Genomic DNA, 21,196 nt, shown 5'->3' with positions numbered 1-21,196 from the left:
GGCAATTTGCCCGGATTAACCTCCGGCTCTTTTCTTTTTTATAACTATTTTTATTCCTGCCACATTATTCTCATCCTCACAATACTCGTTTTCATGCTTCGAGTGGGAACGCAAAAACTTTTTCCATCTACTGAGAGCGAATAAGAAAGATACCCCGGTACTGATTGCAACAGAAAATTAACTTCATGTTGTTCTTTTGTAGGATTTTAAAACTGCTGCATTAATTATTTCATTTTTAATATTTCTCATTAAACTTATTATTTCATCATGTATATCATTATAGACTTTCAGACTGACAGGCGGATTTCTGCCGTGAGCGATATTGTTTCTTAACTCTTTCAAATCTTCAATTACGTCCTCTTTTGAAGCGTATGGAGCCGATATCCAATCCGATTGTAAAAAATATTTCCCTCAGCGCCTCAAAGCCTAAATTGGCTTTTGTGTTAATCACTTTTTTATAGGGGACATACGCTTTTCTGTTCATCTCTTCGTTAAGAAACACTATCACCTCAGCCATTGTCTCCAATTTGTTGACACTCAGCCTCTCTATTTTGGTTTTCAAACACAAAGCCACAAACTGGGGTTGTAAATCCTTATGGCTCAGACCCTGCATTGAAATATGCTGTAAATAATCAGAGGCGGAGGAAAGTACAAATCCTTCCCAATGTGCATATAACAATGTTATGCCCGCTCTCAGCAGAACTCTTTGATAAGCATTATTTTCAATTGGAATTCTTTTTGAAAAAATATGCAGTTCTTTGTGTCTCCATGAAAAATCATTCTCAATATTGTCGTAAAGAGAATTTACAGACAGATTTTTTTTACTCATTTTTTGAAATATGATTTGGCAAATGGAATGATCCGAGGCAATCTGACTTTGGCATTCGTACCTGACCCTATGCTGTTTAAAAAATCTTTATTTTTCCAGAGGTTTTGGATTTTCTGAATGACCAGTTCTTCATCCTGACCTGTCTCATAATCATCTGAGCTAGTTCCCAGTCCCACTGTTATTGCTTCATAAGCAGATTCTAAAAATTTTCCCTTAAATCTTTTCCCATCAAATTTTTTAAAAGCATCTTCGCCCAAAGCATTATTCAGCAAGGTAAATATCTTCTCAAACTTTTCTTTTTCTGATTGAAAGTCAAAAGTGTCTGACTTTAAAATATATTCCATTGCATCAGTGAGATAATCCCGGACATCCTTTTGGCGATTGTAAGGATAATGACAACAAGCCAGATATCTTAAAACCAATTCAACATGATATTGTTCATCAATAAGCCTCTGGGTGATGGAAATCACATCAGAAAAATTCTGATCATTTGCCAATTCCTGAAACCAGTTATGGATGTCTTTGTTCATCATCACCAGGGTGCAATTCCTGATTTCCTGATCTGAGGCAAATGAGCCGCCTGTGTTCAGCCTTCGGAATACCTCAAATTTTGCATCATCACCGGATTCTTTTTTGATGATGGTAAAATCCACTCTGGTTCTTTTAAAGCTTAATTTGAGTTTTGGCGGCAGACTGTTTGTTCCGTCTTTTTCATCCTCCCAAACAGTCCCTTCAAGACTTGGCAGATATTTTGTTGATTCCAAAATCAAGGGAGGATATCCTTTAAGAAGACCAGCAAATTGTAATATTGTTGAAAATCTCTGTAACCCGTCAACCAATTCCCATATTCCATCTTCTCTTTCAAAAACAAACAAAGACGGAATGGGAATTCCCAGCAAAAAGGATTCCACAAGCCTTGTCTTTTGGGTATTTGTCCATCTGAAATACCCCTGGAAATCAGGGTTGATGATAATCTCATCGTCGCGGTACAAATTCATCAATTCACCAACGGACATTACATAGAACTCTGTTTGATATTCCCGAGCCCTTTCCTCAACTTCTTCAATTAGTTTTTCCATTTTATTTGTCATAACAAACATTCTTTTTATCAGTAGTTCAGCCATATCACCATCTCTGGTTCCCAGCCATCTTGGTGCTGACAGCCCTCACACTGTTTGATGTTATTAAGGATGGGCTTCCTTTTTCCTTAACGCAGCTTTTCAGCAGGCAGGGTGCTAATTGCATCAAATCAGGTTATATCATCCGAGTGCAACGGCGGGCCAGATTTTTCATTTGCACTTTGTATTAATGCAATATTTTTTCTGAGCCAGTCATTAACAATTTCATTTATATCAGTATTTTTTTTTGACGCTATTGCTTTTATATATTCAGCTATATCCGGCTCCAGATAGACAGGTATATCGAATTCTGCATCAGGATGATAGAACTTGCCGCGCTCACCTTTTGAAAAATCGTATTCTTCTTTCATAGGATTGATTCCTTGTATTGGTTTGTTTCAGTTTTTGTTGCTTTACATGCCGATATAATACGGATATTGCATTGTGAAGAGGATATTTTATGAAAAGTATGTGAGATAACAATCAGTACACCGGTCTCATCTGTTCCCAGTGTTATCCAGCGATCTTCGGTTTCACTGTGTTCATCATCAAATATTGAGATCATATAGTGATCACGGAAAACAGTTACAGCACGCTGAAAACCGATTTTATGTTTTCGTTTATTTCCTTTAGCTTTGTTTTTATCCCATTCAAAGTGATATTTCAACTGAAAGTCCGTTTCATTTTTTGACATTCTTCATTTGTCAGTTTGCACTTTCTGTAAAACAATTTTGCAAATTGTTTGAAACAATTTGCAAGATTGTTTTACAGATCGGAAAAAGTGTAAACTACTTTTCAGCTTTTGTGAAAGATGCCGTTTGATGTTTTTCATTCTCAAAATGAATTTTTTCTATTTTTGGGCTGGCATAAGAAGTGGTTGTATAGAATCTTTCGGACACACATGCACACACACCCCGCACCCGCTGCACAAAATGGAATCAATATGCACCCGTTCTTCCTCTTCATCTAAAATCAGGGCAGGGCATTCAAAATGTTTCACACAGTATCCGCACCCGTCACAGGTGTCGGTAATTTCAACTGGCACGGGCTGATGCTGCTCATCTTTCCGGAACCTGTCAAGGATGCAGGGATGTCTTGCAATGACCACAGCCGGGCCGTTTTCTTTGCTGTATGCCACAGCCTCTTTCAGCAACGCAATAAAATCATTCAACTGATACGGATCAGCCTGCTTGCAAAATTTCACGCCGCATCCTTGAACTATCGGCGCAATATCCACATTCTCAAGCGGCTCACCGCATGCGCCAACGCCCGTGGCAGGTGTGGGCTGGTTCCCGGTCATGGCCGTGGTTCGGTTATCTAAGATCACCAGCACAAAGCGCACATTCTGAACAACAGCATCAATCAGCGCGGGAACACCTGCGTGAAAAAACGTGGAATCCCCAATGGTCGCCACAATATCGGGCCGCTTTTCCTGATTTTTATAGGCATGATAAAATCCTGCTGCCTGACTGATGGCCGCTCCCATGCAAAGCACCGTGTCCACCGCACCCAGGTTCAGTCCCAGAGTGTAACATCCGATATCACTGGTGTAAATGCCTTTTTTTGCGGCTTTCTTGATGGCAAAAAAACTGGCTCTGTGGGGACATCCCGCACACAGCGTGGGCCGTCTTCCCGGGGCAGGGGACAAACTCACGCTTTCTGACGACACACCGGCAAATTCGCTGATAATATCCTGTATGTTTTCAGGGAGCAGCTCCCCGACCTTTGGGACAAAATTTGTCAGTTTTCCTTTTACACGATGCCGGTCCGCAATCTGCATTTCAATGACACCGGTGCTTTCTTCAATCACCAGAATGTCATCATATGTGTCTGTGAGATGGGAGATAAATTCACTGTGCAGGGGATAGGGCTGAAGCACCTGATACAGCGGCATCTCATCCCACAAATTCAGGTCTTTGATGATCTCCTTTGCATGTGCGGCCGCGACACCGGATACCACCACTGCCTTAGATGAATCTGCCCCGGGATTTAACCGAACCGGAGCTGTTTTTTCATGGGCGGAAATGGCTGCCAGTTTCTTTTCCAGTTCACCATGAAGATGATAGCGAAATTTGGGGGTTGCGGCCCATCGTCCTGGATCTTTTTCAAAATCTGCCATTGTTCCACGTGGAACAATTTCCCCGGTCAGAATATCCTGGCGGGCATGACAGACCCTTGTGGTGGGACGAAGCATCACGGGAATCTCAAATTTTTCAGAGAGTTCATAACCCAGCGCCACCATGTCTTTTGCCTGTTCCGGGGTATCCGGATCCAGCACCGGGATTTTTGCCATCATTGCCATGAGGCGGCTGTCCTGTTCGGTCTGTGAAGAGTGAGGCCCGGGGTCATCCGCACTGATTATGATAAAACCGCCTTTTGTGCCCATGTATGCCGCGCTCATAAGGGGGTCCGATGCGACATTTAAGCCCACCTGTTTCATGCTCACGGCAGCGCGTAAGCCGGTCATGCTTCCTGCATAGGCAATTTCAAACGCGATCTTTTCGTTCACAGCCCACTGGGTGTGCATGGATATGTTGTTCTCTTTTTGCTGGGAAACCACTGAAAACAGAATCTCAGAAGCCGGGGTTCCGGGATATGACGTTGCCATGGCACAGCCGTTTTCCACCAGTCCCCGTGCAATGGCTTCATTGCCCAGCATCAGTTGTCGTGTGTTCAATTCATTCCTCCGTTATTCATTAAAAAAAGCCGGAACTTCGGAACAAAGCCCCGGCCTTATAAGCCAAGAGATATGAGCTGCTTCTTGTCAAACTGCCAAAGCTGCCCGCAACTCTGATTTTTGATTATTATCTACACGGATTATGGGTAAGAAAAGGATTATCTGACTTCTCATCTGAAATCCCTTTCTTACCCATAATCCGTGTGGAAATCACAATATCCAAAAACAGACGTTTTTGTCAAGAAGCGATTGATGTGCAAATTTGAAGAGATATTCTTCATGCCCGAAAAAAAGTCTTGTGCAGAATCATTTGAAGGAAAAAAACTGAAAGTCAGGCTCTTTTTGCTTTAAAATAAAAGCTTGACGGAAATGCCTCTGATCGAATATAAAATACAACTTGTCGCCATATCGGACGGAAAAGGCTCGCCGATGAGCTTATTGTTAACATGTTAAAATAGTTCAGCAACTGCCGGAGGCTTGTTTTTTCTCCCATTAACCAAGTGAGATAATAAAATATGAAAGCAAACGAAGTAAATTTAAACAGATTCTTATCTGAATATAACATACAATTTGTAATTCCAGTTTATCAAAGGAATTACGACTGGACTCTTTCTCAATGCCGACAACTTTTAAATGACATACTTTTTATTGGCACGAGTGACAAACTGAATGCTCATTTTATTGGAAGCATTGTCTATGTGCATGATGATGTTTACTCCGCTTCGGGAATTAAGGAACTGACCATAATTGACGGACAGCAAAGATTGACAACTGTAACCCTGATTTATTTAGCCATTTATAGATTAGCTATGGAGATTGGAAACGATTTTTTGGCGAATCAGATAAATGAAACATACCTAATAAATAAATTTGCCAACGATGAAGAAAAGCTTAAATTAAGACCTACGGAAAATAATGACAGAGTTTTAAAATATCTCATACGCAACGACAAACAGGAAGAATATTCAGATTTTTCTCGTTTGTTAGATAATTTCAATTATTTTGACTCAATAATATCTGAGAAAAACCATGAGGCTATTATAAAGGGACTGGGCAAGTTGATGTTTGTTGAAATCTCTCTTGACAGGGAGAAAGATAATCCGCAAAGAATATTTGAAAGCCTTAATTCCACAGGGTTGGAACTAACACAGGCGGATCTTATAAGAAACTATATATTAATGGGGCTTAACAGAAAATCACAAAATCGGATATACGAAAACTATTGGAAACGAATTGAAAATTTTGCGAAAGATGAGTCAACAAATTCAAGCAAAGTTTCTGATTTCATCAGGGATTATCTCACTCTTGAAAACAAAAAGATTCCCAATAAAAACAAAGTATATGAGGAGTTCAAGCGAAAGTATGAGACATCAACCGTTGAAGTATTAGAACAGAATCTCAGTCCTATTAAAAAGTCAGCTAAATATTACAGCAGGTTACTTAATCCGAAAAATGAGTCTGACAAAAATATCAGGCTTCAACTGGAATATATCAACCGGCTGGAAATAAATGTTGCTTATCCTTTTTTGCTTAAAGTCTATGAAGACTATTTAGCTGGTGTAATATCCAAAGAAACATTTACAGATGTATTGGAGCTGATTCAATCATTCACATGGAGAAGATTTATTGTAGGGTTACCTACAAGCGCATTGAATAAAATTTTTATGCGGCTTTATGAAGATGTTGATTCTGAAAAATATTTAACCTCAATTCAGTTGGCCTTGCTAAACAAAAAAGGCAACCAAAGGTTTCCACGGAATACTGAAGTAATAAATGCTCTCAAAAAAAAAGATATGTATGGAATAAAGCCGAAAAACAGGGTCTATTTTTTGGAGAGGCTTGAAAACCATGAAAATAAAGAACCGGTCAAAATTCAGGGAAACAATGACATAACCATAGAGCATATATTTCCACAAAAACCTGAACAAAAGTGGGAAATTGAATTGGGAAAAAAAGAGTATAATTTCATAAAGGATAACTATCTCAACACGATAGCAAATCTCACGCTTTCAGGAAATAATGGTAACTTAGGCAATAAAGCATTTGTTGCCAAGAGAGATATGAATGCCAACGGTAAGGAGCAAGGTTACAAGTACAGCAGACTTTGGCTCAATCGCTATTTGGCCGAAATTGACAGATGGGGAAGAGAAGAAATTGAAAAAAGGTTCCAAATTATTGAGGAAAGATTCTTGAACATTTGGAAATTTCCAGAAGTTGAAATCAAAAAAGAAACCGATTTTAACGAGATAAATATTTTTTATGCGGAAGAACCTACTGGCAAAAAGTTGGAATATGCTGTTTTTCTTAACCAGAAGCTGGAAATTACGGAAGTAAGCAAATTGTATGTGGAAATAATTAAGACTTTATTCGAATCAAATCCCCAGGCATTCTTTATCTCCGATTTAAGCGAAAAGTTAAGCCTTACAAAAGATCCGAATAGTTGCAGACAGGCGACTCCCATTAATAAAACTTATTTCATAGAATCCAATATGGATAGTAAAGGAAAATTTGACAAAATAAAAAAGGCTTTGACAGTTTTTGATTTTGAAGAAGAATTAACGATTAAATATAAGGAGTGAACGCATGAGCAGGTGTGAGATGAATTCGTTGAGCTGATTATTAATCCTCATAAAGCAGTAGTCTTGCCTTTTCGTGTTGCTGACGTTTTTTCTTACTCCGGCATGTATGCTTGGTAACTTCGTAAACTTTTGCACCTTCCACCCATTCACCTGACCATAATAATTTCAGAATCGTGAGTTTGGCTTTACTCCAATTTCTCCCATTATCTTGTTTTACCGGCGGCCAATCATCAGACATTTCAGACATCTCATCCCCGTCACGACAGAAAAAAATCCAAAGGCTTCCCATAAATCATTGCAAAATCATAAAGTTCAATAATATCAACGCGTCGTTCCCCGCTCTCACATTTGGACACAAAAGACTGTGGTTTTTTTAATGCCGCAGCGACCTCTGCCTGAGTCATATCCGCTTCCTTTCTGGCTTTTCGAAGTCGTCTGAGAAAATTTTGATATCTTTTGGAATAAATATGACGCATAGATTTTCTGCTTATAAGATTGTCTGGGCAATATAAGGCGTGGCTTAAAATATCCCAAAACAGGATATTTAATGATATGTTATCCAATTTTTCATTTTACAAACAGATTGTTATAAGTTTTAAAATGGTCATTTCTGTAGAAAGGCGTGCGACAAAAACAGGAGTTTTTGTCAAGAAGCGATTGATGTGAGAATTTTACCAGAGAGATTCTTCATGCCCGAAAAGGTGTTTAGATCATTTGTGATGCAGGGCGATATTTGCTTAAAGCCAAGTGGCTTTTTCTGTTGTGCTTTTGTGTGATTTATAGTAAAATTTTTTGGTCTGAGACTAACGGAACTGAAACAGAAAGGCAAACTTTCGAAACTCGGGACTGACCCGGAAAACTTTGCTGAGTCCCCAAAGTATTTATCAAGCAAGGGATAATTTTGCAATTAAGCAAAGTGCGACAAAAACTCGTTAAAGGGAGATAATTATGAATGTGAACACCTTAAAAATTGAATTACCCTTCAGCTTATCTGAAGACGAGGCAAAATTGCTTCTTTCACTAAAGCTTTATGAAGTCGGAAAAATAACTCTCGGTCAGGCCGCCAAATTGGCAGGATTTTCAAAGCAGGCTTTTATTGATGTACTTGGCAATTATAAGATACCTGTAATAAACTATTCCCCTGAAGAACTCAGAGAGGAGCTTGGTTTTTGAAAGAAACAATAATCGCAGACAGTACATGTCTCATCGGTCTGGAAAGAATTAATCATTTACACATACTGCAAAAACTTTATGATAATGTGATCATTCCGCCTGAAGTTGAAAAAGAATCCGGTATCTTAAAAGATTGGATCAAAGTCGAGCAGCCACATAATTCGTTACTCGTATATTCTCTTAAGCTGATATTGGATTCCGGCGAAGCTGAAGCAATTGCATTGGCCTGCATGAAAGGAAAGCGAATAATCTTAGATGACAAACAGGCAAGAAATGTTGCGAGACGTATGAAATTGAATGTCATCGGAACAGTCGGGATGTTGCTTCAGGCAAAAAATTCCGGCATAATTAAAGCGGTGAAACCGTTAATAGAAGAATTGGAAAGGAATAGTTTTTATATTGGTGAACCGCTGAAAAGAGAGGCATTAAAAATAGCTAAAGAATAACAGGAAATAGAAGGTTCCGTAGCTTACTGACATGGGGCTTTTTGCGTTTGTAAGTTTTTTTACCTGACGGAAAAGGTCTTCGGAGTCAGGCTTTTTTTGTGGTAAAATGAAAACTTGACGGAAATGCCTCTGATTCGGATATAAATTACATCGCACAGGGAAAGTTCGCTGGTGAGGTTAATACTAGGCTTCATGATACGATGTTAAGCCACAAAAACAGGTAAAAAGCCTGACAAATCAGTGAACCGTATTTTGAAACGCTGTGCGTTTTCCAAAACTGATTATTTCAAACGTCAGCCGCTTATGATAATAAAGGAAAAAGCCTGAATATTGCAAAAAAAGAGACGAACAAGGGAACACATAATTGCCGATCTGAGTGCGAATTATGTCGAAAGATTTGTGCTTTTATGCGGCCATACCATTGAAAAATTTTCCTCGGATTATGGTTACGACCTGATTATTTATACATACACGGCTGATAGCGAATTGGAAAATGGAAATATCTACGTTCAACTCAAAGCGACAGACAATATCAGATTTGTTCACAATGGTCAGGCAATAAGTTTTCCTTTGAAAAAAAAAGACCTGAATATATGGCTTTCGGAACCGATGCCTGTCATACTGATTGTTTACGATGCGGTCAGAGACCGTGCATACTGGCTTTATATTCAGGAATATTTTGAAAACCTTGAACATTTTGATATAAGAAAAGTGAAGAAATACCACAGTGTCACTATCCCTGTCAGGAACCGTGTCGGAATGAGCAGTATCGTAAAATTTGTAAAATTCAAAAGAAATGTGTTAAAACAAATATATAAGAACAGGATCGAACATCATGTTTAAAAAAGTGACATACGGCGAACTCGGAGAATTTCTGGCATCTCTCGGTTTTGAAGAGATAAAAAGAAGTCATCATATTATTTTTCAAAATACCGACTTTGATTCACTTATAACTCTCCCCCGCCATAGGAGAAACAAAATTGTCGAATCCCGCCATCTTTCAATGATCAGAGGGAATCTGGTCGGAAAAGGCGTATTAAATAAAGACATGTTTCATAATTTCGGGGAGACAGAAACGAATTGAGAAAATATATGTGTGCTTGTGAATGACCTTCAGACCGCTGGCAAAGAAACTTTCTTTCGATGCGGACAATAATATGTGGATAGAGCTGACGGACGGACGGCAACTGGGTGTTCCGCTGGCTTATTTTCCCCGCCTTCTCAGTGCGGATTGGGAACAGTTGGAGAATTATGTCATCAGCGGCGGAGGAACCGGTCTGCACTGTGAAATGCCGAGTGGGATCGGGCTACGCCAACCATTTGAAAATTAAATTAAACATATCCGATCACAGGCGTTTTCATGGCCTGTGTCGCACTTTTCGGTATCAGAAAGAGCATTATAGAATGCGGAGACTTTTTCCCATATCGCACTTATTGACCCTGAAAAGTGCGACATATGCCCAATCTCAAGTTAAAATAAACACGTAATCCTTTTTTAAATAGCCGTCACAGACCAACCCCGTAGCCGCCCCCCGTAATGACCCAGCAACCCCCTGTAATTGCTAAAATTCATAAGAAATGTCCATCCACCATTCACGACCGGGACGTGGAAAATCATCCTGATAATAATACCCTGTGATGCCCTTTTCATCTTTGTACACAGGTGCGGGACAGATGATATCTGTATCAAAAAAATTTTTGACACCAGCACGCAATGTCAGCCCGCTTTTGAACAGATTAAAAACATTAGCAGTCAAATCAAAAACATGGAAACCTTTCAAGTCTTCCCTGGGGTCTTCAGCGTCCCTATGACGCTCTCCGGTATAATGATATCGTAACACAAACTCATAATCCTGAACAGGCTTGCAGATCAGCCAGGCGTTTGCCAGCCAGTCAGACACACCTCCGATGGATTCCCCGTTCCCGTCATTTGTGTCTGTATATGAAATATTAAACCCTGTTTGAAGTTCCTTTGTCATTTCAAGATCAAATTCAATTTCAGCACCTCTGCTTTTAAGCGTGTCCTGAGCATTTTTATATTCAATATTAATGCTGCTGAACGTGTCAGCATAAGCAGGATACAGGATTTTATCTTCAAGCTCAGAATAGAAAAGCGTCGTGCGGATACCCATACCTGGTTTTCTCCAGATATATTCGGTTTCATAGCTTTTGATACGCTCTGAATCCAAATCTTCACTGCCTCTGATAAAAGAAGTGCCTCTGGAATAGAGTTCTGTAAATGTCGGGGGACGAACAGATTCCGAATACTGCGCCTTTAAAATATGGTGTTCTGAAAACCGCCAGACCCCGGATATCCGGGGCGTCAGATAGTTTCCCATATCATTATAGTCATCATAGCGCAATCCTCCGATCAGAACAAAATTTTCAGTTATATCATACATATGCTGAAAATATGCGCTGAAAATTTTTCTTTTCTTATCTGTTAAAAGCCATTCTTCGGAAAGCGCTTCCATTTCTCCTGTTCCAGGAACTGTGGACGCTCCTGCAACATCCTGTATTGAAACGTCAGAATATTTTGTTCCGACAAGCAAGGTCTTGTTTTTAAAAGATTTGCAGACAAGTTCCGTGCTTCCATAAAATTCTCTTTCCTCATAATGTGTTGACGCTGCCGAACCTGAAGGATAACCAATCTCAGGTATGGACGGAAGTCCCAGAACATAATCTGCCTCAAACTCATAAAAATATTTTCAGATGAAAAACCCGGCTTTTCAAAATGAATTCTCACGGTAAAAAAGCCGGGTTTTTCGCTTTTGGTCATGAAAATATTTTCAGATGAAAAACCCGGCTTTTCAAAATGGATTCTCACGGTAAGGAAGAACTAAATTATGAAAAAAATTATGATTGTCGAAGATGAAGTGCTTATTGCATTGGAAATGAGCTTTCATCTCAAAGATATGGGTTATGACATCCTGCAACCTGTCGCAACCGGGGAAGATGCCGTTAAAAAAGCAGAATCCGAAAGACCGGATATTATTCTCATGGATATCCGGCTTGCAGGTAAAACCGACGGTGTTGAAGCTGCAAAGGCAATACATCTGATCCGTAAGATTCCGATTATTTTTATGACAGGCTATTCAGATGACGGACTGATAAAAGAAATTGAAAAACTCGCCCCCCTTGCTGTCTTCAATAAACCAGTGGATATGCAAAGAGTAAAGTCCGTAATAGATTCATATTTTTGCAAAGCTTGAAAGACCATATAACCTGGCGATGAACGAACCAACGCAAAAGGATTCCGCTCACCTCCACCTTTTTGTGTTCGGATAGTTTAACGTCTTCGGAATCTGTTTTTTTTTGTGTTGAAACTCGATAATCAAATTTTTTATCCAATCCGGCCGGACAGCCTGTCATTCCGTTCGACTGAACTCACGCCGACGCCTGCGAAAGCAGGAATCCTCTGCCACCAGATCGAAAAGTTTCCGGACTGAACGCGGGACAGAAAAGAAACCCGGCTTTTTTCCCGGACGGGGAATCTCCCCATATGCATCAGGCTAAGATTACAACCTACTGTTTTTATTAACTCTGATTTTGCCGGACGGGGTTTGCAACCCCGTCCGGAATATTTTCCGGATCGCCGCCCGCAAACGTTTCGGACGGGGTTGCAAACCCCGTCCGGCAGCTTGCAAACCCCGTCCGGCAGCCGTCCCTCATTCTTAGCCTGATGCATATGGGAATCTCCCCCGCCGGAAAAAACCGGGTTTCTCCCCCGTTCTGCCAAAAACGAATGCCTGCTTTCGCAGGCTTCGGCGTGAACTCAGACTTCGGTGAACTCAGTCGGGTCGTCGAACGGAATAACAGAAAAGAACTTGATTATCGAGTGAAATGAAAACTTGATGGAACTCCCCCCGAACTTTCCAAAAAAAAAAACAGCATCAATTGCTGTTGTTTTATATGTTTTAAATGTTTTAAACAGTTTTATACGACAAATTTTCTTTTAAAATTAGATAGTTGATAATATAAAGGTGGAAGGATTGACGGGTTAAGGTGGAAGGATTGACGGGTTAAGGTGGAAGGATTGACGGGTTAAGGTGGAAGGATTGACGGGTTAAAGTGGAAAATTTGGTGGGTCAAATTTCCACTTTTCCATAAAACACCCTATAAATAGAAGCTGTTACAGTGATAAAAAAAATTTCAGGAAAGTTTTCATCTTTTTTCACAAATTCTTTCTCTTTTCCTTATTACACGGGCATCAGAGATAAAAAGTTTACAAATTCTCCCCGTCAATCCTTCCACCTTTGGAAAAAGAAGCCTTTATAAACAGAAGGTTACCAATTTCTGCAAATTTCTGCAAATTTTCCTGACTTTTTGAAAATTCTTTTATTTTCAACAAGATAGATGGATCAGAGACAAAAAAGTTTACAAATTTTCCCCGTCAATCCTTCCACCTTTAGCAAAAAAAGCCTTTATAAACAGAAACTTGTCATTTTCAGAAAATTTCTGCAAATTTTCCTGTCTTTTTGAAAACACTTTTATTTTCAACAAGATAGATTGGACAGAGACAAAAAAATTTACAAATTTTCCCCGTCAATCCTTCCACCTTTAGCAAAAAAAGCCTTTATAAACAGAAAGTTATCAATTTCAGAAAATTTCTGCAAATTTTCCTGACTTTTTGAAAATTCTTTTATTTTCAACAAGATAGATGGATCAGAGACAAAAAAGTTTACAAATTTTCCCCGTCAATCCTTCCACCTTTAGCAAAAAAAGCCTTTATAAACAGAAAGTTATCAATTTCATAAAATTTCTGCAAATTTTCCTGACTTTTTGAAAATCCTTTTATTTTCAACAAGATAGATTGGACAGAGACAAAAAAGTTTACAAATTTTCCCCGTCAATCCTTCCACCTTTAGCAAAAAAAGCCTTTATAAACAGAAAGTTATCAATTTCAGAAAATTTCTGCAAATTTTCCTGACTTTTTGAAAATCCTTTTATTTTCAACAAGATAGATTGAACAGAGACGAAAAAGTTTACAAATTTTCCCCGTCAATCCTTCCACCTTTAGCAAAAAAAGCCTTTATAAACAGAAACTTGTCAATTTCAGAAAATTTCTGCAAATTTCCCTGACTTTTTGAAAATCCTTTTATTTCAATAAGATATATGAATCAGAGACAAAAAAATTTGCAACTTTTCTCCGTCAATCCTTCCACCTTTCACAAAAAACATTTATAAACAAAAATTTGTCAGAGGCAGAAATTTTTCTGTAAATCCTTTTATTTTCAATAGAATATATGGAAGAGAGATAAAAAAAGCTTACAGAATTTCCCCCGTCAATCCTTCCACCTTTAGCAAAAAAATTTTATAAACAGAAACTTGTCAGAGGCAGAAAACTTTCTGGAAATCCTTTTATTTTCAATATGATAGATGAAAGAGATATAAAAAAGCTTACAAAATTTTTTCCGTCAATCTTTCCACCTTTCACAAAAAACATTTATAAACAAAAATTTGTCAGAGGCAGAAAGCTTTCTGGAAATTCTTTTATTTTCAATAGAATAGATGGAAGAGAGATAAAAAAAGTTTACAAATTTTCTCCGTCAATCCTTCCACCTTTCACAAAAAACATTTATAAACAAAAACTTGTCAGAGGCAGAAATTTTTCTGCATATCCCCCTGTATTTTTATAAACCCCTTTATTTTCAAAAGGATAAAGGATGGACAGAAATAAAAAAACTTACAAATTTTCTCCGTCAATCCTTCCACCTTTCACAAAAAACATTTATAAACAAAAACTTGTCAGAGGCAGAAACTTTTCTGCATATCCCCCTGTATTTTTGTAAACCCCTTTATTTTCAAAAGGATAAAGGATGGACAGAAATAAAAAAAGCTTACAAATTTTCCCCGTCAATCCTTCCACCTTTCACAAAAAAACTTCATAAACAAAAGGTTTTCAGTTTTGTAACATAGGTGGAAAAAAATTGACAAAATTTTCCACCTATATTATTATTTTTTTAATGAAAAGAAAGGTGCCTGATGAAAAAAAAGAATGAGGTTATAAAGCACAGTTCATCAATTCAAATCAGTAACAAAATAACACTGTTTCAGCGTAAAGCATGGAACGTGATGCTTGCCCATGCTTTCAACGATCTGGAAAATTATGAGATAAAAAAATTCGAAATCCCTGTCGCCACGCTTTATTCCTATCTGGGTTACAAACATACCGATAAAACTCAGAGCAAACGGGTTGAGAACATTCTGAAAGGGCTTATCAGCACGAGCATAGAATGGAACATTCTGGGGAAGGACAAGGAATATGAGAAAGAGGAATGGGGTTCTGTCAGTTTGCTGGCGGGCTGCAAAGTCAGAAACGGAATATGTGAATATGATTACAGCATATTTTTAAGAGAAAAACTTGCCAATCCCTGTATATATGCCCGCATAAACCTGACTATGCAAAACAGATTCAGCTCCAAATATTCGCTGGCTTTGTATGAACTTTTTGTTGATTATAAAGGCATAGGCGAAACCCCGGTTATTGATATTCCAAACTTCAGAAGGCTTGTAGGTCTTGAAGCTGAAGAATACAAACTGTTTAAGGATTTGAACAAATATATTATAAAAAAGGCGATCAGAGAAATAAACAAACATTCAAATCTGTGGATTGAGATTGAATACAAACGAAGCGGACGAACAGTTATTGGATTGAAATTTTATATAAAAACAACAAAAGAGCTGCCACCGAAACTCCCAATACTGCCCAAATCAGAGAAAAGTGAAGCTGATTTGCAGCTATCTTCAGAAAATGAACCTGAAATTTTCTCTGATCTGGAAGCTGAATTTATTTCTCTGAAACTTTCCAAAAAACAGGCTCAGGCAATCATTGAAAAATTTTCGCCGGAACAGATCAGGCGCAACATTGATCTCACTAAAAAGAAGGTTGCCGAAGGTGAAGTAAGAAACATTCCCGGTTTTCTCACCGACGCGATCAGAGAGGACTATGCAAAGGATTACGAACCGATTGACGAGAAGCATCAGGAACTTGTATCCGAGGCTAAGAAATGCTGGCAGAAAACCAAGGGATTATGTGAAGCTACTTGGAGCAACTATAAAGACAAAAAATCTCAGATATGCCATTATTGCAAAAAATTTGCAGACCAGAGAAAGCAGCTTACCAAATCCGAAGGTTCGGAAACAAATGTTAATTCTGAATCCCTTTTTGATTTTATTCCGATAAAGATATCAAAGCCTGTCCGCAATCTGATTTTAAAGTATCAGAAATCACACAGTGCTGAATATGTCATAAAAAACATACGCTTCACTAACCAGCATATCACAGACAAACGAAAGTACAGGGCCATACTGGAAAAGAATCTTGCTGAAAATCAGGCAGACAAAGCAAACCGGAAATATCATAAAAACTCAGAACAGAAGAAAATAGAAAGCAATAACAGATTTGAACAACACAGGCGTATCAGGGAACAACTGAAAACCATGCCTGAAAAACGGATAAAGGAACTAAGAGCGGGCTGTCTTAAAGACCTCAAGCCTTTTATGCGGAAAAGACTTGAGAACATGCCGTTGGATAATCTGATTAAACATCCTTCATTTTTGGATTACTGCGCTGAAAATTTTTAACCAGGTTTTATTGTCCTTATCCCTCGAATTCCAGAAAATTTTACATGCAAATTTTTAATAAAACTGACTGTTTTTTTGTGTTTGGTTTGACAAAAAGCATCTCGGAAGTCAGATTTTTTTTGTGATAAAATGAAACATTGACGGAAATGCTTCTGATCGGATATAAAACATAATCAGCGATACACCCCACGGGGAAAGTTTGCTGGTGAGGGGAGTTAGAAAATCTCGGAATCTCAGTGGCTAAAGAATGGTACGATGTTAAGCTGCTACAAATATGCCGCCCTTACAAGGCTTGGTCAGCCCTCCCCTAAATCTGTTACAATCAGAATTTTTATATATTTTTTCCTGCAAAGGGCGGATAAATCTGAGTTTTTTCTGCGAGGGAGAAAGCATCATCCTGGGAAAAATCCCGTCAGGGAGACGCGGCGTTTATTCAGCGTCTGGGGAGAACTGATGATTCTGACACTTAACGAAGTTAAACTGAGGATAATATAACCATGAAAAAAGCATTAATCACAGGTATTACAGGTCAGGACGGAGCCTATCTGGCTGAGTTTCTTCTTGGAAAAGGTTATGAAGTGCATGGCATCAAACGCCGGGCATCATCATTTAATACGGGGCGTGTGGATCATCTTTACAGAGATATCCATGAGGAAAACGTCCGGTTTTTCATGCACTACGGGGACCTGACAGATTCGACAAACCTCATCCGGATTATTCAGTCTGTTCAGCCAGATGAGATATACAATCTGGCTGCCCAGAGTCATGTGAAAGTTTCTTTTGAAACGCCTGAATACACTGCAAATTCCGACGCCATCGGCACACTGCGTCTGCTGGAAGCCATACGCATTCTGGGCATGGAGAAAAAGACCCGTTTTTATCAGGCATCAACCAGCGAGATGTACGGCAAAGTCAGAGAGATTCCACAGAAGGAAACCACCCCTTTTTACCCCCGGAGTCCTTACGGAGCAGCCAAAGTGTATGCCTACTGGATTACGGTGAATTACCGTGAGGCATACAATATTTTTGCCTGTAACGGTATCCTTTTTAATCATGAATCTCCCATCCGGGGTGAGACATTTGTCACCCGGAAGATCACGAGAGCGGTTGCTAGAATCAAACTGGGTCTTCAGGATAAAATTTATCTCGGGAATCTGGATTCCAAAAGAGACTGGGGCTTTGCCGGGGATTATGTCCGAGCCATGTGGATGATGCTCCAGCAGGATGAACCTGATGATTTTGCCATTGCCACAGGTGAGGCCCATTCTGTCCGGGAATTTGTCGAAAAAGCTTTTCTTGAGATAGGGGTCGAAATTGTATGGGAAGGCTCCGGCGTGGATGAGGTCGGAAAAGATGCGGCCACAGGCAGAACATTTGTCCAAGTTGAACCTCGGTATTTTCGGCCCACAGAGGTGGAATTTCTCCTCGGTGATCCGTCAAAGGCAAGAGAAAAACTCGGGTGGATACCCAAAGTATCTTTTGATCAGCTCATAAAGACAATGGTTCTGGAGGATATGAAGGAAGCTCAGAAAGATGATTTATGCCGGAAAGAAGGATTTCAGACATACAATCAGTTTGAATAAATTTATAATATTCTGTATGTTAATATAATTTTTTATATAAAGATTTGGTGAACCCCCCCCGGGTTCATCCCCCGCTCGGCTCGGATTGGCAAATCCGAACCGCCTTTGCTGAGGGATTTTTCAATGTGTCAGGAGCGATCACGGGGTTTACCGAATATTACTTTTTGTAATTACAGACTTTAAGAAAAAGATTATCCGGAGTGCCAAACTTACAGTTTGGCAGAAACGCCCAGTTTACAGGTGTCGGAGATATTGCTAAAGAAAATGTTGCCAAACTGTAAGTTTGGCACTCCGGAGCCTTAAGTACCTGAGCAAAAGTTTTTTATATAGTATTTAGATTTAGGTATGTCCTGGCACGAAAGTTGCATACAGAGGCGGCCTCCGGGATTCCGAACGGACGAATGAAATTTTCAGGCCCGGAAACGGCTTTTTTTCCGAGACAACCTTCCCATGCAAAAATCATGCCGGGACATACCTAAATCTAAGTACTATACTTTTTTTTCTGTGAGCGGCAAAGAAACCCGGCTTTTTCCGTAACGGAAGGCGGGTCACTCCGGAAAAAAAAAGCCGGGTTTCTTCTCCGGATAAATATCGAAAATTTATGGTCAGGTACTTATGAAAAATCTTTGCATGTCCATTAATAATGAAATCAGAAAAAATCGGTGAGTAAATCATGAAACAAACATCCAAAATATTCGTCGCCGGTCACAGAGGTCTTGTCGGGTCCGCTATTCTCCGTCACCTCCGGGCACTCAGTTACACAAACATTATCACCTGCAGACACGCTGAACTTGATTTGACAGATCAGGCAGCAGTGAACGCATTTTTTGATGCGGAGAAACCTGAGTATATTTTTCTCGCTGCCGCAAAAGTCGGCGGGATAATGGCAAACAATACTTATCCTGCGGATTTTATCCGTGAAAACCTTCTCATTCAGACAAATGTCATTGACGCGGCATATCATCATGGGGTCAAAAAACTGCTTTTCCTCGGGTCCTCGTGCATTTATCCCCGCATGGCCCCCCAGCCCATGAAAGAGGAATATCTTCTCACCGGTCCTCTTGAGCCTACCAATTCCGCGTATGCTATCGCCAAAATTGCCGGGATTGAGACGTGCCGGTCCTATAACAGACAGCACGGAACGCATTTTGTCCCGGTCATGCCCACAAACCTTTACGGACCCAATGACAATTTTGATCTGTTTTCCTCACATGTGCTTCCGGCGATGATTCGGAAATTTCACCTTGCGAAGCTGGCATCTCAGGGGAATTTTGAAGCCATTGATCAGGACGAGGCCCGGTTCGGCCCTATCCCGGATGACATAAGGACATCTCTTTCATCGTCTCAGGAAATACCCAAAGTGACGCTTTGGGGAACGGGTCAGCCGAGAAGAGAATTTTTATATGCGGATGATCTGGCTGATGCGTGCGTATATCTGATGAAAAATTATGAGGAAACCGAACTTGTCAATATTGGCACCGGAAGAGATCACACCATCAGAGAACTTGCCGAGAAGGTCAGAGATATCGTCGGGTTCAAAGGAGAGATGGTTTTTGACACATCCAAGCCAGATGGTACGCCGAAAAAACTGTTGGATGTTTCAAAATTAGAGGCCATCGGGTGGCAGGCAAAAATCAGAGTGGATCAGGGTATTCAGAAAGCTTATGAATGGTATGCCAGTTTTTAATTGAGAATTGAGAATTGAGAATTTTCAATTTTCAATTCTCAATTTTCAATTCTCAATTTTCAATTTTCAATTCTCAATTCTCAATTCTCAATTTTCAATTTTCAATTCTCAATTTTCAATTCTCAATTCTCAATTTTCAATTCTCAATTTTCAATTTTCAATTCTCAATTTTCAATTCTCAATTTTCAATTCTCAATTTTCAATTTTCAATTCTCAATTCTCAATTTTCAATTTTCAATTCTCAATTTTCAATTCTCAATTTTCAATTTTCAATTCTCAATTTAATCACATAACTCAAACAATGCGGCTGCCCCCATTCCGCCGCCGATACACATGGCTTCCACGCCGTATTTTACCCCGCGTTCTTTCATCCTCGTAACAAGCTGGGCGCATAATTTGGCACCGGTGCATCCCAGGGGGTGGCCCAATGCAATGGCACCGCCATAAACATTTATTTTGTCCATCTGTTTGTCCAGCCCCAGCTCTCTGAGGCAGTATAATGCCTGAGAAGCAAATGCCTCATTTATCTCAAACAGTCCGATATCGCTGATGTCTGTTCCGGAACGTTTCAAAAGTTTGGGAATGGCGTATCTCGGACCCACGCCCATCTCATCGGATTTGCAGCCTATGGTGGTGTAATATTTAAATTTTGCCACAGGCTTCAAGCCCAGCTCTCTGACCTTTTCTTCACACATAATAACGCTGACAGCCGCACCGTCTGTGGTCTGTGAAGAATTTCCCGCGGTAACAGTTCCTCCTTTTGCAAAGACCGGTTTCAATTTCGCCAGTCCCTCCATTGAAGTGTCCGGGCGGATCCCGTCATCATAATCAACCAGAAAGGTCTCTTTTTTGTAAGTGCCATTTTCCTGCTGAACAAACTTTGTCGCAGGGGTGGGGATTATCTCCGTGAATAACTTCTTATCCGTGGCCTCGGCAGCCTTCATCTGAGAATGATAAGCAAATTCATCCTGGGCTTGTCTGGAGATGCCGTAGCGATTTGCAACATTCTCCGCAGTGGTTCCCATGGAAGAATAAACATCCGGATGGTTCTTTGTGTGTTCGGGATGAGGTCTGATAATGTTTCCCACCATAGGCACATAGCTCATGGACTCTATGCCGCCGCCGATGGCGACATCTGACCAGCCTGCCATCACCCGCAGGGCAGTCAGCGCGATAGCTTCCAGCCCGGAGGAGCAGAACCGGTTGACCGTGGCTCCGGAGACCTCAACAGGAAAACCGGCAAGCTGGGTAACGATTCTGCCGATATTCAGCCCCTGTTCAGCTTCGGGAAAAGCACAGCCGATCATCACATCATCCACATCCTTCATTTCAAGATTTTGGGTTTTATTCATTGCCGCTTTAAGAATAAACGTCAGCAAATCTTCGGGCCTTGTGTCTTTAAAAGCTCCCTTTGCTCTCCGACAGCCAGGCGTTCTCACAGATGTTACAATATACGCGTCTCTCATTATACACCTTCCCCCCTTTTTAAATTGATAATTGATAATTGATAATTCTCA

General features: G+C 39.9%; 20 protein-coding genes. 10 read left to right on the top strand and 10 right to left on the bottom strand.

Going from position 1 to position 21,196, the window contains the following annotated elements; translation table 11 throughout:
• Positions 1-183: 183 nt before the first annotated feature.
• The 6 genes from dnm_RS31515 to iorA all read right to left on the bottom strand — a co-directional run bounded on the left by dnm_RS31515 (position 184) and on the right by iorA (position 4,624).
• Positions 184-342: an MAE_28990/MAE_18760 family HEPN-like nuclease gene (locus dnm_RS31515; RefSeq protein WP_207681230.1), complete on the bottom strand. Its 159-nt coding sequence runs from the start codon at positions 340-342 to the stop codon at positions 184-186.
• A gap of 4 nt (positions 343-346) precedes the next feature.
• Positions 347-829, bottom strand: a complete 483-nt coding sequence (locus tag dnm_RS02930; protein WP_207681229.1) for an MAE_28990/MAE_18760 family HEPN-like nuclease — start codon at positions 827-829, stop codon at positions 347-349.
• Positions 826-1,953, bottom strand: coding sequence for a DUF262 domain-containing protein (locus dnm_RS02925; RefSeq protein WP_207681228.1), 1,128 nt, complete (start codon positions 1,951-1,953; stop codon positions 826-828). The genes dnm_RS02930 and dnm_RS02925 overlap by 4 nt, the downstream gene beginning before the upstream one ends.
• Positions 1,954-2,078: 125 nt before the next feature.
• Positions 2,079-2,318 carry a hypothetical protein gene (locus tag dnm_RS02920; protein WP_207681227.1) on the bottom strand — a complete coding sequence of 80 codons (240 nt, stop codon included), beginning with the start codon at positions 2,316-2,318 and terminating at the stop codon, positions 2,079-2,081.
• The gene (locus dnm_RS02915) at positions 2,315-2,641 is read right to left on the bottom strand and encodes a BrnT family toxin (protein ID WP_207681226.1); all 327 of its coding nucleotides are present in this window, start codon (positions 2,639-2,641) and stop codon (positions 2,315-2,317) included. The genes dnm_RS02920 and dnm_RS02915 overlap by 4 nt, the downstream gene beginning before the upstream one ends.
• A 156-nt stretch (positions 2,642-2,797) precedes the next feature.
• The gene (gene iorA, locus dnm_RS02910) at positions 2,798-4,624 is read right to left on the bottom strand and encodes an indolepyruvate ferredoxin oxidoreductase subunit alpha (protein ID WP_207681225.1); all 1,827 of its coding nucleotides are present in this window, start codon (positions 4,622-4,624) and stop codon (positions 2,798-2,800) included.
• 515 nt (positions 4,625-5,139) lie between these two features.
• Here iorA and dnm_RS02905 point away from each other — a divergent pair.
• On the top strand, positions 5,140-7,203 hold the full coding sequence (locus dnm_RS02905; protein ID WP_207681224.1) for a DUF262 domain-containing protein: 2,064 nt from the start codon (positions 5,140-5,142) through the stop codon (positions 7,201-7,203).
• A gap of 40 nt (positions 7,204-7,243) precedes the next feature.
• Here dnm_RS02905 and dnm_RS02900 read toward each other — a convergent pair whose 3' ends face one another.
• Both dnm_RS02900 and relB read right to left on the bottom strand, forming a co-directional pair.
• Positions 7,244-7,441 carry a hypothetical protein gene (locus tag dnm_RS02900; RefSeq protein ID WP_207681223.1) on the bottom strand — a complete coding sequence of 66 codons (198 nt, stop codon included), beginning with the start codon at positions 7,439-7,441 and terminating at the stop codon, positions 7,244-7,246.
• 19 nt (positions 7,442-7,460) lie between these two features.
• Positions 7,461-7,679: a type II toxin-antitoxin system RelB family anti-toxin gene (gene relB / locus dnm_RS02895; RefSeq protein WP_207681222.1), complete on the bottom strand. Its 219-nt coding sequence runs from the start codon at positions 7,677-7,679 to the stop codon at positions 7,461-7,463.
• A gap of 472 nt (positions 7,680-8,151) precedes the next feature.
• Here relB and dnm_RS02890 point away from each other — a divergent pair, with 472 nt between their 5' ends.
• The 5 genes from dnm_RS02890 (at position 8,152) to dnm_RS02870 (ending at position 10,153) form a co-directional block, all read left to right on the top strand.
• The gene (locus tag dnm_RS02890; RefSeq protein ID WP_207681221.1) at positions 8,152-8,376 is read left to right on the top strand and encodes a UPF0175 family protein; all 225 of its coding nucleotides are present in this window, start codon (positions 8,152-8,154) and stop codon (positions 8,374-8,376) included.
• A complete protein-coding gene (locus tag dnm_RS02885) occupies positions 8,373-8,822 on the top strand; it encodes a PIN domain-containing protein (RefSeq protein ID WP_207681220.1) in 450 nt (149 codons plus the stop codon). The genes dnm_RS02890 and dnm_RS02885 overlap by 4 nt, the downstream gene beginning before the upstream one ends.
• 330 nt (positions 8,823-9,152) lie before the next feature.
• Positions 9,153-9,665 (top strand): DUF4365 domain-containing protein, encoded by a 513-nt coding sequence (locus dnm_RS02880; protein WP_207681219.1) that lies wholly within the window; start codon positions 9,153-9,155, stop codon positions 9,663-9,665.
• Positions 9,658-9,906: a hypothetical protein gene (locus dnm_RS02875; protein ID WP_207681218.1), complete on the top strand. Its 249-nt coding sequence runs from the start codon at positions 9,658-9,660 to the stop codon at positions 9,904-9,906. The genes dnm_RS02880 and dnm_RS02875 overlap by 8 nt, the downstream gene beginning before the upstream one ends.
• A gap of 22 nt (positions 9,907-9,928) precedes the next feature.
• Complete coding sequence (locus dnm_RS02870; RefSeq protein WP_207681217.1) at positions 9,929-10,153, top strand: DUF2442 domain-containing protein; 225 nt, start codon at positions 9,929-9,931, stop codon at positions 10,151-10,153.
• A 231-nt stretch (positions 10,154-10,384) separates the two neighbouring features.
• Here dnm_RS02870 and dnm_RS02865 read toward each other — a convergent pair whose 3' ends face one another.
• The gene (locus dnm_RS02865) at positions 10,385-11,374 is read right to left on the bottom strand and encodes a TonB-dependent receptor plug domain-containing protein (RefSeq protein WP_207681216.1); all 990 of its coding nucleotides are present in this window, start codon (positions 11,372-11,374) and stop codon (positions 10,385-10,387) included.
• A 294-nt stretch (positions 11,375-11,668) separates the two neighbouring features.
• On the opposite strand from dnm_RS02865, the gene dnm_RS02860 reads away from it, so the two are divergent.
• From dnm_RS02860 to dnm_RS02845, 4 genes are all read left to right on the top strand, one after another.
• The gene (locus tag dnm_RS02860) at positions 11,669-12,034 is read left to right on the top strand and encodes a response regulator (RefSeq protein ID WP_207681215.1); all 366 of its coding nucleotides are present in this window, start codon (positions 11,669-11,671) and stop codon (positions 12,032-12,034) included.
• A gap of 2,773 nt (positions 12,035-14,807) precedes the next feature.
• A complete protein-coding gene (locus tag dnm_RS02855) occupies positions 14,808-16,409 on the top strand; it encodes a replication initiation protein (protein ID WP_207681214.1) in 1,602 nt (533 codons plus the stop codon).
• Between the two features lie 497 nt (positions 16,410-16,906).
• Complete coding sequence (gmd, locus tag dnm_RS02850) at positions 16,907-17,992, top strand: GDP-mannose 4,6-dehydratase (protein ID WP_207681213.1); 1,086 nt, start codon at positions 16,907-16,909, stop codon at positions 17,990-17,992.
• A gap of 673 nt (positions 17,993-18,665) precedes the next feature.
• Positions 18,666-19,679: a GDP-L-fucose synthase family protein gene (locus dnm_RS02845; RefSeq protein ID WP_207681212.1), complete on the top strand. Its 1,014-nt coding sequence runs from the start codon at positions 18,666-18,668 to the stop codon at positions 19,677-19,679.
• A gap of 281 nt (positions 19,680-19,960) precedes the next feature.
• Here dnm_RS02845 and dnm_RS02840 read toward each other — a convergent pair whose 3' ends face one another.
• A complete protein-coding gene (locus dnm_RS02840) occupies positions 19,961-21,145 on the bottom strand; it encodes a thiolase family protein (RefSeq protein WP_207681211.1) in 1,185 nt (394 codons plus the stop codon).
• Between the last annotated feature and the right edge of the window lie 51 nt (positions 21,146-21,196).

The sequence above is a fragment of the Desulfonema magnum genome (assembly GCF_017377395.1).
GTDB lineage: Bacteria > Desulfobacterota > Desulfobacteria > Desulfobacterales > 4be13 > Desulfonema_C > Desulfonema_C magnum.
The sequence above is the reverse complement of the archived record's forward strand: the minus strand, read 5'-3'. Positions and strand labels throughout refer to the sequence as shown.